This is a genomic window from Treponema maltophilum ATCC 51939 (assembly GCF_000413055.1).
GTDB classification, from domain to species: Bacteria; Spirochaetota; Spirochaetia; order Treponematales; family Treponemataceae; genus Treponema_C; species Treponema_C maltophilum.
The window spans coordinates 1,770,392-1,785,453 of sequence record NZ_KE332518.1 but is presented as its reverse complement, the minus strand read 5'-3'; the positions used below and the strand labels follow the sequence as shown (position 1 = coordinate 1,785,453).

Here is a 15,062-nt window from a genome sequence, read left to right as displayed (position 1 = left end):
CGCCGATAATATCAAAGGCGGAAAACGGTCGAGTTGTCGGATCCGCCCCTTGTTATTATCACGCGTTGTGGAGTAAAATTACACAAAGATGCCCGGAATAAATCAGCTGAAGCAATTCGATAACGACATACTCCCTATAGGCGATGAGCCGGAGATACGGCGCAAAAACGGCACAACCATGCCCGAATTTGCCGTGCCCGAAAATCTTCCCGAAGGCGACGATTCTCTCGACTTTGAATTCGGCCTTCCGCAGCGCGAAGAAGAAGCCGGCGAAAATGCTTCGGGGGACGAAGGTGCATCCGATGCCGCCCGAGACAAGACCGAATCGGATGCCGGCGAAATTCGGGAAGAAAGCGCTACGCTGCCGGAACAGCCGCCCATCCCTTCCATGGAAGATCTGGATCCCGATATCGCGGCCTTTTTGGCCGGAACCGCTCCGAGTCCCGCTCCTTCTTCACGGCAAAAATCCGGTGAACCGGCATCTTCGGCCGTTGCCGCCGATGCCGGCGGCGAAGAGGTACTTCCGGCGGCGGACACCGCGTTGTCAAGCGGCTTCGACCTTGACGATCTTGGCGATCTCGACAATCTGGACGACCTCGATATGGATTCGTCCTTTCTTTCGTCTTCCGCGCCCGCTTCAAAACCGCAAGATACGGACTTTGCGCCTGCCGACTTGACGGCGCAAACGGAATCGCCCGCCGAGTCTGCAAAACCCGCCGATCTTACGCCGCAGGATAAATCGTCCGACGAGGCCGAACCGGCAAACGATTCTTCCGCTTCCGATGAAGGCTTCAATTTAAATGCCGACTTGCCCGCCGAACTGAACGAGGGCTTTAACTTAAACGCCGATTTGCCTGATGAATTAAACGAAGACCTTTCTCATGAAAGCGATTTGTCGGGCACCGATTTTGCATCGGCCGCAAAAGATTTCGACTTGGACGAAGATATCGATTTCGACGGTCGGGAAGCGGACGATTTGCCGGCCGTTTCCGATTCGGATGCGCCCGAAGAAAGCGGTCCCGGTTTCGGAGCCGACGATACCGATTTGGACAGCTTTGAGATCCCCGGTTTTTCGGATACGGCCGCACCTACTTCTTCCACTCAGATTTTCGGCGCCGCAAAGAAAAAGGGCTCGCAAACCGAAGAGGATTTCGACCGCACGTATTTGAGCGAACAGGAATATAAACGGTTCCGCGAAAATCTGCATACATATCCGCTGAACGTGCGCATCGCCGTCGAGCAGCTTATTGCAAAGAACGAGTTTACCGATGCGGCCGTAATGGAAGTTTTGTTCAAAGTTATAAAGAAGGTTTCCGCGCGTCAGCTTGCTTCGCATTTGGAAAAAATGCTCGATATTTCAATCAGCGTTCCTTTGAACTTCGAACGGAGAACGGCCGAGCAATACGCACTCTATAAAACGTCGCTGGAATATCAGCTGAAAAACCGGATTATCCCCATTGCGATAGCCGCGCTCGTTTTGGGCGGTTTTCTTTACATATTCGGGTATTTTTTCTATACGTTTATGTACCGCCCCTTAAAAGCCGAATCGCTGTATCGGGCGGGTTACAATCTTATCGCGCAGGAACTGTACGCCCAATCGGAAACGAATTTCAACAAAGCGCTTACCTATAAAGTAAAAAAGAAATGGTTTTTCAAGTATGCGCGCGCGTACCGCGAAAAGCGCCAATATGAGCGGGCCGCGGTTATGTATGAGCAGTTGGTTAAGCGCTTTAAATTCGATAAAGAAGGCGCGCTTGAATACGCGCATATGGAAGCCGACGATTTGGCCGATTACGAGCGCGCAGCCGTGATTGTCCGGCGTTTTATATTGGATTATCATATAAACGATAAAGACGCAATGCTGTATTTAGGCGATATTTATCTTGATTGGGCGGGTACGGACGGAAGCGATGTTGAAAAAGCCGAACGATTCGAGCAGGCGCGCTTGCAGTATTCGACGCTTATGAGCCTGTACGGATCGAACGATATGTATTTATCGCGCATGCTCCGCTATTTTATCCGTACCGACAATTTGCGCGAGGTTTTGCCGCTTAAAACGTATTTTACATCGACAAAGAAAACCGCATTGAAAGCGCAGGATTTAATCGATTTGGGCGGCTATCTTTTGGAAAAACAATACGGCTATCTTCCGCCTGCGGACGAATACCTTCGCGGCTACATCGATAACGTAAAAAGAATTCTTGAACGGGGCATAAAGGCCGACCCGACTATTCCCGAAGGTCATTACAATTTGGGCCGCTACTTTGTGCGCACGGGCGATACCGAGCAGGCAAAAACGGCTTTAATCAACGCGCTTGCGATGTTCGACGCCGCTAAAAAACAAAGCCGTGAGCGCACTTTAAAACACATCGACACCTACCGCCTGCTCGGCGAACGCTACATTGCCGAACAGGAATATTTGCTCGCCGAAAAGCAATACGCCGAAGGCATCAGTTTGTTCGAACAGCGAAGAGAATATACGGGTCTTACAAGCGATAAAAACGTCGGTAAACTGTATGCCGACATGGCCGACATCGACTATTTTATTTCGGGCGACATTCAGACGGCGTTCCGCAATTACAAGTCCGCAGTCGAAAACGGATACGACACGCCTTCGGTGCGCTACCGTATCGGCTTTGTGCAATACACCGACGGAAAGTATGCCGAAGCGCTCGGCTCTTTTATAAAGACCGCTTCGGAAGATGCTTCGAACCGCAATTTGCTCTTGGCTTTGGGGAACGTTCTTTCGATACGCGGCGATCAGGCGGCTGCCCGCGGCTATTACGAGCGGCTCATCCGCATTTTGGATTCCGACCGGGAACGCTTCGACATTTTGTTCCCGCAAGTGAGAGAAGATCAGTACGCGCTCGTCGATTTGTATTTAAAGGCTTCGAATAATTTGGGTGTAACGCTTTCGCGTCTTGCCGCTCAAACCGGCAGCAGTTCGCTGCAAGCGCAAGCCATCGCGCAATTCGCCGAATCCGTGCGCGCATGGGACGCGCTCACGCGCAATCAAAAAACGATGGTTCGGCTTGAAGGCAGCAATTTGGCCGCGCAAAACATTAAATATATTACGTACCCGCAGCGCTCTTTTGAGCCGGCAATTTACGCCGCGATTCCTCCGGTTTTATACGGCGAAACCGGTCTTAAACAATATTCTTTGGAGTAACATATGCCGAAATTCGACGGCGGCGAAAACGGCGTTTTGGCGCGCAAATATACGAATTATAAAATTAAAGAACTGGTCAGAAAATCCATTCACTTGTGCGCGGCACTCGTTCCTTTTCTTTTGTCGGTTGCCCGCGTTCCCGTTTTATGCGCATTGGGCGCCGTGCTGATTTTTTACTGCGTCGCCGAATTTTTGCGTATGAAGGGCATTTCGGTTTTTATCGTATCGGCGATAACCGAAACCGCTTCGCGCAAGCGCGACGAAAACCGCTTTGTGCTCGGCCCCGTGTCTTTGGCGCTCGGCGTGCTTATAACGGCGCTTTTGTTCCGGCCGGATGCGGCTGCCGTCGGTATTTACGCGCTTGCCTTCGGCGACGGTTTGGCAAGCCTTGCCGGAAAATTGTTCGGCATAACGGTTATTCCGCACACGGCGGGGAAAACGGTTGTCGGGAGCCTCACGTGTTTTACCGCAATTTTTTTATCGGCATGGGCGGTGTGTAAGCATACCTTTGCCGCCCTCGTCATTGCTTTTTGCGGCATGTGTATAGAACTTTTGCCGCTGAAAGATTTTGACAATTTGATTATACCGATTGCGCTTGCCGCCGTCGCTCAGTTTTTATTCGGCATATGATTTATTTCCACATATAATAACGGTGCATGTTTTTTAAAAAGCGCACGCTTCCCGCGCCGAGCAGGAGGGCGCCGGGAAGCAGCAGCGCGAAATTCGTACAGCGCGAAAGCAGCATATAGCCGCAGCATACGGCAAAAAAATCGACGGCGGCTTTTTTGTAGTCGTTCGATTCCGTACTTTTTGCCGACAACAGAAAAATCAAAAACGTACACAGCGTAAAGGCGGCTCTGATTGCGTCGAACAAGCCTTTAAAGCCGTAACTTACGGTTACGTAGTTTTCGAACACCGTCGTATTCAACGGCATGATGATCGAAAACATAAACGATATGATGAGCACAAAGCCCAAATACTTGTCCGATTCGCGCGATTCCGCACCTGCGGCAAAGGCGCCCTGTACGATAATCGTCAGCAGTATTTCGATTTGGCCGAAAAAGGATACTTGCCCGATCAGGCGCAGAAAACCCGAATAGCCGGCCGTCAAACCGAAAAGCGGAAGACACAGCTTAAACGATTCGCATAACACGCCGATAAGAAACGCGGAAAAAAACAGCACTTCAAGGCTTTGGGTTTTTTCAAAATTAAAATAGACGGCAAAACCCGCGGCGGGTACAAACAGCGAAAACAGCACCAAAGAAAAAAAAGCCGCGATGTAATTCGGCGTTAAAAACAAACGGAAAAAGCCGCTCGTTTCGGGCAGTGAAAATAAAGATTGTATGGCCGGAATCTTTTTGATAAAGGCGTACAAAAAAGCGGCGGCAAAAACGGCTGCGCATACGGCGCTTGCAATCGAAAAGACCAAAAGCAGTTTGTTCCGTGTATTCAGTGTCATGAGCTAAGCATAGCGGTATAACAAATTTATGTAAAGCCGTTTATTTAAAAAACCGATAATATGAACGTGAACTTTGCAAAATTCATCATTCATACGGGAGCGAGAAAAAGAGGGGATACTATGGCAAAACGGATTACAATAACGGCTGTGTTTTTAAGCTTTTGCGTATTGCTTGCCGCAGGCGACGCCGCAGCCTTTGTCGATTTGGGCTTTTCGAAAGACGGGCGCATCTATATGTTCGCCCAACACGGCAGCATCGACAAAACGTGGCGCGGTTTTGCCGAAATCTACAGTGTCGATATCGAAAAAAACGATTATATGGACGGCGGCTGCTTTAAAATTGCGCCTTCCGTAAAAACCGAAGGAGTCAACGGCAGCGCGCTGTACGAACGCCTTCTTGAACAAAATGCCGCTTACATAAAAAAACTTTCTCCCGTTCCCGCCGATTTGGCGCACACGCTCTACGTAAAGGCCAAGGCCAAAGAGCCGCTTGAACAAATCGTCTTTACCGACTTTGAAGGATCGTCGAAGGACAATCCCGTAACGTTTTCCGTTCGTCTCATTCCGTGGTTTTCGGGAAAAACCGCTTCGTCAAAATCTTCGTTTTTTATCAGCGTGGAACGCACGGATAAAAACGGCAAAGCGCTTTCAAAACAGGTTGCCGGAAATCCCGACATAAAGCGTACCGGCGTAACCGACTATACCGTCGAAAAAATCATGCGCTCAAGCGACGGGAAAAACCTCATCTTTGTCATCGAAAAAAGAATGACCGGCGATGCGGGGCTTTCCGTGCGCTATATGGTCGAAGCTTTGAAGATCGCCGACTGACGTTTTTTCCGTATTTTTCGATAAAAACCGCATAAAAAACACCGGCTGCGCCTCTAATATATACGAAGTATACAAGGAGGACAGCCTATGTCGAATAAAAATCGTTTAAACCGTTTTTGCAAAGTACCGTTTTCTCTTGCAGCCGGCCTTTTGCTGAGCGCCGTATCTTTGGCATCGGTCGCCGCGTCCTGCCGCTTTGAAGACGGCCGTTTTACCGTGCTGACGGGAAGTTATACGCCGCCCGTGCTCGAATCGTTTACGCTCACCGGCGAAAGCTCGGCCGTGCTGTGTTTTTCGCGGAAGGTGGAATTCACCCTGCTCGAATACGCGCGCGCCGTTCCGGGCGAAGAGAATCAAGTGCAATTCCGCGCCGTGCACTTCGGCGATGCATTGAACACAGCGGCCGACAGCACCGATTCTCCGGCCGACGGTGCCGAGGTTTCCGCTTCCGATTCGGCCGATCCCGAAAAAGCGTATTACCGTTTAATCTTTCCCGAACCTGCCCGTATCGGTTCGGAATATCTTTTGCGCGGCGCCGTAAAAGATACGGGGAAAAACACGCTTGAGTTCAGCTTAGCCTTTATCGGCTACAATGAACGCGTGAGCGCCGCAGTCTTTTCCGAAGCGGGCCCCGTCCACTCCCTTTCGTCAAAAAATCCCGAAAAAGCAAAGGCCGAATTTATCGAGCTGTATATTTTGGAAGACGGCAACATAGGCGGTATGGTTATTCAAAGCGCTCACGACGGCGAGCTTGCCGACTTTGTGCTGCCGGCCGCCGAAGTAAAGGCGGGCGACTACCTTACCGTGCACTTGCGCGTTCTCGGCGAAAAAGCCGTCAGCGAAACGGGGACCGACCTTGCCCTTTCCTCGACGGTCTATTCTTGGCCGGAAAGTTGCGACATATGGAACGAAAAGGCGGACAACACAAAGACGCGATTGGGTACCGACGATGTGCTTTTACTGCGCGAACGGCAAGGCGGAAAGCTTGTCGATGCGCTCTTGTACAGTCCTTCCGATAAAAGCGCATGGTCGAAAGACCTTATGAACGCGTACGCGCGCGAAGCCTTTGAAAGCGGCATTTGGCTCGGCGGAACGCTTCCTTCCTGCGCACTGCGAAGCGACGGCGTAACGGCCGTGCGCACCTTAAGCCGCTTGAACGTGCGGCAAATTGCCGCGCGCTTTGCACAAGGAGAGCGAGCTCCCTTTGCCGTTTCGAGCGACGACTGGAAAGTGCTGAGCGGCAAAAACGGCGAAAAAGCGAGCCCCGGCCGCCCAAACGTATTCGCACCTGCAACCGGTAAATGAGATTATATCCGCAGCGAATCGCTAAAAGCCGCAGTTTGTAGCGGTAACCGTGAAAACCGTCAAAGAATTGTGAAAAATTCTTGCGTTAAAATTCCGCCGACTTGGGGGTGCGGGGGAAAGGAATGACGTCGCGCAGGTTTGCCATGCCGGTTACATAGCGCAAAAGACGTTCAAAGCCCAAGCCGAATCCCGAATGAACGACGGTTCCGTATCGGCGCAAGTCCAAGTACCACCGATAGTCTTCGGGATTTAAGCTCAATTCCTTTATGCGCGACAACAGCGCGTCGTAGTTTTCTTCACGCTGCGAGCCGCCGATAATTTCGCCGATGCCGGGAACCAGCACGTCGACCGCGCGCACGGTTTTGCCGTCGGCATTCAATTTCATATAAAAGGCTTTGATGTCTTTCGGGTAATCGTACACCATAACCGGTTTGTTGAACAGCTGTTCGGTTAAAAAGCGCTCGTGTTCGGTTTGCAAATCGCAGCCCCAAAACGCTTTAAACTCGAAGCGGTCGTTGTTTTTTTCAAGCTCTTTAACGGCATCGGTATAGCTTATGCGCTTAAAGTCCGACGAAGCAACTTTTGTAAGTGTGTCGATAAGTCCTTTTTGAATGCGCTCGTTGAAAAACGCCATATCTTCGGTACACTTGGTAAGCGCCCAATTAAGCAAATATTTTATAAAATCTTCCGCCAAGTCCATGTCGTCGTCGAGGTCGAAAAAGGCCATTTCCGGCTCTATCATCCAAAATTCGGCCAAGTGGCGCGGCGTGTTCGAGTTTTCCGCACGGAAAGTGGGGCCGAAAGTGTAGACGCGCGAAAGGGCGGTTGCCCACGCTTCGGCTTCCAGTTGACCGGACACCGTTAAGTTTGCGCTTTTGCCGAAAAAATCCTTGGTGTAATCGACGAGTTCGGCGGCTTTTTCGGCCTTCATGCCCTTTGCGCCGGCGATGATGCCGTTTTCGGCAATCTTTTTTAAATCGAGCGTGGTTACTTGGAACATTTCGCCCGCGCCTTCGGCATCGCTTGCCGTGATAATCGGCGTGTGTACGTAATTAAAACCGCGCTCTTGAAAAAACGTGTGAACGGCGAAAGCCATTTGGTTGCGCATGCGCCCCACCGCGCCGAACGCGTTGGTGCGCGGCCTCAAGTGGGCGATTTCGCGCAGGAATTCAAAACTGTGGCCTTTTTTTTGTAAGGGGTAGGTTTCCGCACTCGCTTCTCCGAGCACGTCTATGCGCTCGAGCGCAACTTCAACCGCCTGCCCCGAAGCGGGGGAGGGGATGAGTTTTCCCGAAGCGTGAACCGAAGCTCCGGTCGTTATTTTTTTCAGTTCATTTTCTATGAGAGCCGAATCGGTTTGCGCCGCTTTTTCTCTGTCGAAGGTCAACTGAATCGACGCAAAGCACGAACCGTCGTTCACTTCGATAAAGCACAGATTTTTCGAATCGCGCTTGGTACGCACCCAGCCGTATATGTCTACGGTTCTTCCGTCCGGTTTTGAAACAAGGATATCTTTAATCAATGTATGCTGCATAGCATAGTCATATCATCTTTTGCGCTTTTCTTCAAGACGACTGCGACAGGCGGTTGAGCGGTGTATACGAGGCTGTGTATCAGCCCAAGCGCACGTAAGTTTTGCCGGTGCCGCCGTCTTCGGGCGGGGCAAAGTAAAAGTCCTGCACGCAGCCGTACGAAGACAGCAGACGGTGTACGCCCTCCTGCAAAATGCCGTCGCCCTTGCCGTGTATGACGGAAAACTCGTGCAAGCCCTGCAGCGTGCATAAGTCGATTTGCCGCTCAAGCGCTTTGAGTGCGTCTTCCAAATGCATGCCCAAGAGGCGCAGTTCGTAGACGGCCCGGTCGGCCTGAGCGGACGCGGCGCCGGATGTGCCTTCCATTTCGACCGAAAACGAGGGGGCGGCGGGCGCTGTGCGCGCGCTTTTGAGCGGACTCGGTGCGGGGGCGAGGTCGGCTTCTTTGCAGTTTATTTTCATTGAACCGGTTTGCACGATCCAGCCGCCTTTTTTCGCTTTGCCGACAATCATGCCGCGTATTTTTGACGGACCGGCGAACACGTCGGCACCGACGAAAAAGGCGTTTGCCGCCGCGCCGTTTTGTGCGGCGTTTTGCCCTGTCGAACCGTGCCGGTTGCGCGCATCTTCAAGCGCGTTTTTGACTTCTTGCGTATTTTTGCGTTCGGCGTCCAAACTTTCTTCGAGGCCTTCGATAAAGCGCTTTACCTCTCGGGTTTTTTCGCGCGTCAATTCGCCTTCGCGCAAACTGCGCACAAGGTTTTCGAGCATTTTGCGGTTTTCCGATACAAAGCGTTCGTTTTTTGTTAAAGCGCTTTCGCGCAGTTCTATGTCTTTTTCATGCAGGCGGAGTTCCCGTGCCGCAAGCCTGTGTTCTTTTTCGGCAAGCGCGCGTTCTTTACGGCGGAATGCTTCTTCGGCGCGTTCGGCTTCGGCGTATTTTGCACTCAAGCCCTTTATGAGAACGGAAATATCCGTTTGGCGGTTTTCCAAATACGCCGATGCCTCTTCGATGATTTTGTGCGGGAGGCCGCTTTTTTGCGCAATGCTTAAAGCGCGGCTTTCGCCCGGAACCCCCATGAGCACGCGGTAGGTCGGGCGCAGGGTTTGTTCGTTGAATTCGACCGAAGCGTTCATGCAGCGCTCGTGCGTGTACCCGTAATTTTTAAGCAAACCCTGATGGGTCGTTACGAGTACAAAGGCGTTTTTGCGGATAAGTTCGTCGAGCACGGCCATCGCGACGGCTCCTCCTTCCTGCGGGTCGGTGCCGCTTCCCAATTCATCCAACACAATCAGGCTCCCGTCGTCCGCGCTTTCGATCATTTCGCCGATGTTTTTCATATGCGCGCTGAATGTCGATAATGATTGGTCGATGTTTTGCTCGTCGCCGATGTCGGCAAAGAAGGAGGTAAAAAACGGCAGCCGTGTTCCCTGTTCGGCCGGGACGGGAAGGCCGCTTTGGTTTAACAGGGCGAACAGGGCGATTGTTTTTACGGTAACGGTTTTCCCGCCGGTATTGGCTCCGGTTATGATAAGCACGCGTACCTGAGGCCGGAATTCCACATCGACGGGAACGGCCTTGTCTTTTAAAAGCGGGTGGCGCGCGCCCCTTATGCAAAGCGGATGCTCTTCGTCGACGTTTTCGGCAAAGACGCAGCGGTTTTCGGCGCCCCATAAGGCTGCCGCGCGGCTCAAGTCCAATTCGGCCATGCCTTCCGAAGCTTTTTCAAAATCTCCTGCAAACGCGTGCAGCTCGTCGCTCAGAGAAGTTAAAATGCGCCTGATTTCCTGTTCGAGCCGGAATTCTTCGCGGATGAGATCGTTGTTTTTTTGAACGACGTCGTAGGGTTCTATGTACAGCGTTTGTCCCGTTTGCGACAGCTCGTGCACAATGCCTTTTATTTTTCCGCGGTAGTCTGCTTTGAGTGCCAGCACTTGCCTTCCGCCGCGTAAAACGGGCAGGGTGGATTGCAGCGCGTTTTGGAACCGCTCGCCGCTCGTATAACTTTTTATCAAATGATCGATGCTTTTGCGTATCGATTGAATCGAAGATTTTACTTCCTGCAATTCGCTTATGTTGCGCAGTGCGCCGGACGAATCTATAATGCGGAATATTTTTGCGGACGCTTCTTTTAAATCGGGAAGATTTTGTGCCGCCTCGCGTAAAGTGTGGATGCCGGCAAAAAGTCCGGTTTGCGTATCTTCAAGCTGCGCACCTGCGCTCTCCGATGAATCCGAATCGAAAAAGCGCTTTACGCCTAAGGCCGAGCGGCAAAACAAACCGAGCGCATGGATGTCTTCAAGCGATAAAACCGTATGCGGCGTTTTGAGCCGGATTAAAATATTTTTAACCGGCGGCCATGAAGCGAAAAAGGAAGCTTGTCCCGCGGCGATAAGCTTGCTCCATTCTTCCGCAAGCGCTTTTGCCTTATCCGCTTTGTTTTTATCGGTAAAGGGGATACGTTCGGCAAAGCGTTCTTTGCCCTCTTCGCTTATGCAATGCGAGGCGGCGCTTTCACATATGCGCAGATAATCGAGCCGGTCGAGCGTTTTTGCGTTCATTCAGTCTGCCCAGCTTCCCGTCAGCAGTTCTTTGCGTATGCGCAGCCAGCTTTCGTAGCGCTCTTCGCTTATAACGCCCGCGTGAACGGCTTCGAGTATTTTGCAGCCGCTTTCGCTTATGTGGCTGCACGACATGCCGAAACTGCATTTTCCTATAAGCGGGCGCATTTCGCGGAAATACAGGGCGAGGTTTTCCGGTTCTATATCGTGAAGGACAAAACGGCGCACGCCCGGCGTATCGATAAGGGACGTATACACGTTTTGCCTTCCGCCCGTCAGCGAGTTTTTTATATGCACGCGTAAAAGAACGCCTTTTGTCGTTGTGTGCGTGCCGCGCCCGTATTTTTCGGACAGTCCGCCGGTTTTAAGCGCATATGAAGCGTCAAGGGCGTTTATCAAGCTCGATTTGCCTACGCCCGACTGTCCGATTAAAACGCATTGCTTTTCTTCGATCAGTTCGGCAAGTTCGACCAAGCCTTCGCCCGTGCGCGCGGAAACCGTTACGACGCGGTAGGAAAGTCCTTCCCAATCGGAAAGGCGCATGTGCAAGTCCGGCGATTCGGCAGAAGGCAAGTCCCATTTGTTGCATACGATAACCGCTTCTATGCCGGCTTGCTCGGCTTGGGCAAGGGCGCGGTCTATAAAACGCGGACGGAAGGGCGGTTCGTCGGGCGTTGTGACGCAGAGGAGTAAATCCACGTTCGCGGCTAAAAGCTGCGGCGCGCGGCCTTTAACGTTCCATCTCATAAAGCCGTTTTTGCGCGGAACCAAAGCCGATATTCTGCCCGTATCGCGGTTCAATTCGTCCTCTTCTATTTCGAGCACGTCGCCCGGACACAGCGGGTTGTAAAATCCCTCTTCGGTTTTGAGTTTTTTTCCTTTAATCGAGCAGCGGCGCAGGATGCCGTCTTCGCAGTTTACGTCGAACGAATTATTCGAGCCGCTTATCAAAATTCCGCGCATAGGCAAAGTGTGTATGATAATGTGCCGCTTTGTCAAGGCTTGACAGCGGCGTTCTCTGTTCATAGAATATCCCATTCGACAAAACGGAGATTATATGCAACTGAATTTTTATACATCAAAACACGCTGTCATCGAACAGCTTTTAAACGCAATAGAGGGAACCGTTTCCCCGGGAATTTCGGAAAAAAACGCAGGCATTGTTTTTACCGTGCTGACAAAGCTTGCTTCGGCGGTAAGATCGCACCTTGCTTCGGAGGATACGTATCTGTACCCCGATTTGCTCAAAAGCGCCGTGCCTGCAACTCGTAAAACGGCCGAAACGTATCGCGATCAGATGACGGCGATTACGCAAAGGTTTGAGGATTTTATACGCGATTTTAATTCAACGAAGGCTATCCTCACACAAAAAGATGCTTTTGTGCAGGAATTTAAAGCCGTCGATTCGGCGCTTCGCACACGGATGGCAAAAGAGGAAAAAGAGCTGTATAAATTGATTTGACTTTCCGCTGCGCTTAAAGCCGTGTAATCGGGCAGTTATGCATCGGTAAAAATTCCCCTCTTGACACGGCGGCGTTTTTTTTGCTATGTTTAATTCAACGTGTATTCCCCGATTGTGTAATGGTAGCACGGCAGATTCTGGTTCTGCTTGTGGGGGTTCGAGTCCTCCTTGGGGAACTTAAAGCCGGCCCGTCAGGTCGGCTTTTTTTACACACACCGCACAGGGTCCCTTCGTCTATCGGTTAGGACGAAAGATTCTCAATCTTTAAAGACGGGTTCGATTCCCGTAGGGACCGTTTCCCCTTCTTTACAATTTTTTCGTGCGGAGTCTCAGCGCGTTTGTTACGACAAATACCGAACTGAGCGACATGGCGAAACTTCCGACCATGGGCGACAAAAGCAAGCCGTATGCCGGATACAGTAAGCCTGCGGCAAGGGGAATGCCGATGCTGTTGTAAAAAAAGGCCCAAAACAGATTTTGTTTGATAGTGCGTATCGTCATGCGGCTGAGTTTTACGGCCCTTGCCGCGTCGCGCAAGTCTCCCTTTACCAATACGATGTCGCCCGACTCGACGGCGATGTCGCTGCCGTTTCCGATTGCCGCTCCCACGTCGGCCTGTACGAGGGCGGGCGCATCGTTTATGCCGTCGCCGGTCATCATAACTTTTCGTCCTTCGTTTTGCAAACGTTCTATAACGCGGGCTTTGTCCTGCGGCAAAACTTCGGCAATCACTTCGTCGGCTTGAATAAGATTTCCCGTGTACTCGGCTGCCGCCTTATTGTCGCCGGTTAAAAGGATGACGTGCAAACCCTGCTTTTTCATAAGAGCGACGGCTTCCGCGCTGTGCGCTTTAAGCCTGTCCGTAACGGTAATTAAGGCTAAAAGCCGCGCATCGGCGGCAAGGTAGACGAGGGCGGCTCCTTCCGAAGAAGCCTTTTGCGCTTCTTTTTCAAAAATGCCGCAATCTATGCCGTTTTCTTCCATAAATAAACGGTTGCCCGCCAGCACTTTTACCGGCTCGGCGGATTTTTCCTTGGATTTCGCGGTTACGCCTGACTTTACCGCAGGCTGTGCGTCGAACTTTATGTCGGACTTTACGGATGCGCTGATGCCTTTACCCGCGATGTTTTCGAATGAGTCGATTTCAAAACGTGCGGCGGGTTCTTCCGCATTGCCGGAATGTAGAGCCGCTGCCGCGTCGGTTACGGCTTTTGCAAGCGGGTGCGAAGAAGCGTTTTCCACGGCGGCCGCGAGGGCAAGCGCATCTTCACGCCGTATGCCTTCGGCGCAAAAAACGTCGCGCACGCTCGGCTTGCCTTCGGTAACGGTGCCCGTTTTATCGAGTACAACCGTATCGACATGCTTTGCCGTTTCGAGCGCTTCGCCCGACCGTATCAGAATGCCGTTTGCCGCGCCGAGTCCGGTTCCCGTCATAACGGCCGCAGGCGTTGCAAGGCCGAGCGCGCAGGGACAGGCGATAACGAGTACCGACGTGCATACGCGCAAAATAAAGGACGCATCGGCTCCGGCTATCGCCCACAGTATGCCGGCTGCAAGCGCGATACCGATAACGGTCGGCACAAAAATGCCGGCGACCTTATCGGCTGTTTTGGAAATGGGCGCTTTTTTGCCCTGCGCTTCTTCGACAAATTTGATGATTTTTGCCAAAACCGTATCGCCGCCCGTTTTCGTAACCTGCATGTATAAAACGCCACTGCCGTTCATCGTGCCGCCCGTAACCGAAGAACCTTCGGTTTTTTCGACGGGCAAACTTTCGCCCGTAAGCATCGATTCGTCGACGCCGCTCAAACCTTTAAGCACTTTTCCGTCGAGCGGTATGCGTTGGCCGGCTTTTACGAGCAGAATGTCGCCCGGCCGTATGTCGTGCGCGTCGGTTTCTTCCGTGCGTTCGCCGGCCGCGCCGAAGTTTAAAACTTTTACCGCAGTGTCGGGTGCCAAAGCCATAAGCGCCTTGATTGCGCTTTTCGTTTTTTCTTTGCTGCGCTGTTCCAAATATTTTCCCGTCATAACGAAAACGAGCACGACCGCCGACGCTTCAAAATACAAACCGTGCACAAGGTCGGCGTTGAGCGGAATTAAAAAAGTTAAAACCAAACTGTAGATAAAAGCGGCTGCGCTGCCGAGTGCGACCAAGGTATCCATATTCGGATTTAAATGGATTAAGGATTTAAAACCGCGCAGATAAAAATCCCTGCCGAGAAAAAGGATCGGCACGGCGCACAGTAAATTCAGCAAAGCGAAGTTGGAAGGGTAGTGGTGCATGTCGAAAATCGCGGGAAGCGGCAAACGGAGCATGTGTCCCATAGACGCGTACATAAGCAACATGCCGAAAACCCACGAAAGCGCGAGCGACAGCCGCTTTGCAAAAAAATCGCCGCCTTCGCCTTGCGCGCGGTTTTGCACTCCGTTTTGTGTACCCCTTTGGGAGAGCGCTTTTTGTTCGTCCGACTCTTCCTGCCTGCAGCCGAAGCCCGCTTTTTGTACTTTCGCAATAATCATGCCGTCGTTTACCTTCGAAGCATCGAAGACAATCCGCATTTTATTCGTCGTCAAATTGACATCGCTTTCGAATACGCCGTCGATTTTGCGTGTTACGCGTTCGACCGCCGCAGAGCAGGCCGCGCACGACATTCCGTCTATAATAAATTCTTTTTGTATCTTTCGTGAATTCATACAAACCTCGCTTTTCGGGTGCGGGCATTTTTTGTGCCTGTCCGCCCTATA

General features: G+C 51.7%; 10 protein-coding genes and 2 tRNA genes. 7 read left to right on the top strand and 5 right to left on the bottom strand.

All coding sequences use genetic code 11. From position 1 onward, the window contains the following. Positions 1 to 88: 88 nt before the first annotated feature. Positions 89 to 3,169 (top strand): periplasmic flagellar collar protein FlcA, encoded by a 3,081-nt coding sequence (gene flcA, locus HMPREF9194_RS08140; protein WP_016525891.1) that lies wholly within the window; start codon positions 89 to 91, stop codon positions 3,167 to 3,169. Between the two features lie 3 nt (positions 3,170 to 3,172). Beyond that, complete coding sequence (locus HMPREF9194_RS08135) at positions 3,173 to 3,799, top strand: diacylglycerol/polyprenol kinase family protein (protein ID WP_016525890.1); 627 nt, start codon at positions 3,173 to 3,175, stop codon at positions 3,797 to 3,799. 1 nt (position 3,800) lies between these two features. Here the strand turns inward: HMPREF9194_RS08135 and HMPREF9194_RS08130 are convergent, their stop codons facing one another. Beyond that, positions 3,801 to 4,628 (bottom strand): hypothetical protein, encoded by an 828-nt coding sequence (locus tag HMPREF9194_RS08130; protein WP_016525889.1) that lies wholly within the window; start codon positions 4,626 to 4,628, stop codon positions 3,801 to 3,803. Positions 4,629 to 4,748: 120 nt separating this feature from the next. Between HMPREF9194_RS08130 and HMPREF9194_RS08125 the strand changes: the two genes are divergently transcribed. Beyond that, positions 4,749 to 5,456, top strand: a complete 708-nt coding sequence (locus tag HMPREF9194_RS08125; RefSeq protein WP_016525888.1) for a DUF2259 domain-containing protein — start codon at positions 4,749 to 4,751, stop codon at positions 5,454 to 5,456. 87 nt (positions 5,457 to 5,543) lie between these two features. After that, positions 5,544 to 6,761 carry a lipoprotein TP_1001-related protein gene (locus tag HMPREF9194_RS08120; RefSeq protein ID WP_016525887.1) on the top strand — a complete coding sequence of 406 codons (1,218 nt, stop codon included), beginning with the start codon at positions 5,544 to 5,546 and terminating at the stop codon, positions 6,759 to 6,761. Positions 6,762 to 6,846: 85 nt separating this feature from the next. On the opposite strand, the gene asnS is transcribed toward HMPREF9194_RS08120, so the two are convergent. The 3 genes from asnS to rsgA all read right to left on the bottom strand — a co-directional run bounded on the left by asnS (position 6,847) and on the right by rsgA (position 11,818). Continuing rightward, positions 6,847 to 8,295 (bottom strand): asparagine--tRNA ligase, encoded by a 1,449-nt coding sequence (gene asnS, locus HMPREF9194_RS08115; RefSeq protein ID WP_016525886.1) that lies wholly within the window; start codon positions 8,293 to 8,295, stop codon positions 6,847 to 6,849. 79 nt (positions 8,296 to 8,374) lie between these two features. Then, on the bottom strand, positions 8,375 to 10,855 hold the full coding sequence (locus HMPREF9194_RS08110) for an endonuclease MutS2 (protein ID WP_016525885.1): 2,481 nt from the start codon (positions 10,853 to 10,855) through the stop codon (positions 8,375 to 8,377). Next, positions 10,856 to 11,818 (bottom strand): ribosome small subunit-dependent GTPase A, encoded by a 963-nt coding sequence (rsgA, locus tag HMPREF9194_RS08105; protein WP_040846830.1) that lies wholly within the window; start codon positions 11,816 to 11,818, stop codon positions 10,856 to 10,858. Positions 11,819 to 11,912: 94 nt separating this feature from the next. Here rsgA and HMPREF9194_RS08100 point away from each other — a divergent pair, with 94 nt between their 5' ends. The 3 genes from HMPREF9194_RS08100 (at position 11,913) to HMPREF9194_RS08090 (ending at position 12,612) form a co-directional block, all read left to right on the top strand. Then, a complete protein-coding gene (locus HMPREF9194_RS08100; protein ID WP_016525883.1) occupies positions 11,913 to 12,317 on the top strand; it encodes a hemerythrin domain-containing protein in 405 nt (134 codons plus the stop codon). A 105-nt stretch (positions 12,318 to 12,422) separates the two neighbouring features. After that, positions 12,423 to 12,493 (top strand) — tRNA-Gln (locus HMPREF9194_RS08095). A 47-nt stretch (positions 12,494 to 12,540) separates the two neighbouring features. After that, a tRNA-Glu gene (locus HMPREF9194_RS08090) sits at positions 12,541 to 12,612 on the top strand. A gap of 11 nt (positions 12,613 to 12,623) precedes the next feature. Here the strand turns inward: HMPREF9194_RS08090 and HMPREF9194_RS08085 are convergent. Beyond that, positions 12,624 to 15,011 (bottom strand): heavy metal translocating P-type ATPase, encoded by a 2,388-nt coding sequence (locus HMPREF9194_RS08085; RefSeq protein WP_016525882.1) that lies wholly within the window; start codon positions 15,009 to 15,011, stop codon positions 12,624 to 12,626. Positions 15,012 to 15,062: the final 51 nt, after the last annotated feature.

Excerpts from the sequence above, each read along its gene's own strand:
- HMPREF9194_RS08120 (WP_016525887.1), top strand. The coding sequence starts at position 5,544 with ATGTCGAATAAAAATCGTTTAAACCGTTTTTGCAAAGTACCGTTTTCT.
- flcA (WP_016525891.1), top strand. The coding sequence starts at position 89 with ATGCCCGGAATAAATCAGCTGAAGCAATTCGATAACGACATACTCCCT.
- HMPREF9194_RS08085 (WP_016525882.1), bottom strand. The coding sequence starts at position 15,011 with ATGAATTCACGAAAGATACAAAAAGAATTTATTATAGACGGAATGTCG.
- HMPREF9194_RS08130 (WP_016525889.1), bottom strand. The coding sequence starts at position 4,628 with ATGACACTGAATACACGGAACAAACTGCTTTTGGTCTTTTCGATTGCA.
- HMPREF9194_RS08100 (WP_016525883.1), top strand. The coding sequence starts at position 11,913 with ATGCAACTGAATTTTTATACATCAAAACACGCTGTCATCGAACAGCTT.
- HMPREF9194_RS08125 (WP_016525888.1), top strand. The coding sequence starts at position 4,749 with ATGGCAAAACGGATTACAATAACGGCTGTGTTTTTAAGCTTTTGCGTA.
- HMPREF9194_RS08135 (WP_016525890.1), top strand. The coding sequence starts at position 3,173 with ATGCCGAAATTCGACGGCGGCGAAAACGGCGTTTTGGCGCGCAAATAT.
- rsgA (WP_040846830.1), bottom strand. The coding sequence starts at position 11,818 with ATGCGCGGAATTTTGATAAGCGGCTCGAATAATTCGTTCGACGTAAAC.
- asnS (WP_016525886.1), bottom strand. The coding sequence starts at position 8,295 with ATGCAGCATACATTGATTAAAGATATCCTTGTTTCAAAACCGGACGGA.
- HMPREF9194_RS08110 (WP_016525885.1), bottom strand. The coding sequence starts at position 10,855 with ATGAACGCAAAAACGCTCGACCGGCTCGATTATCTGCGCATATGTGAA.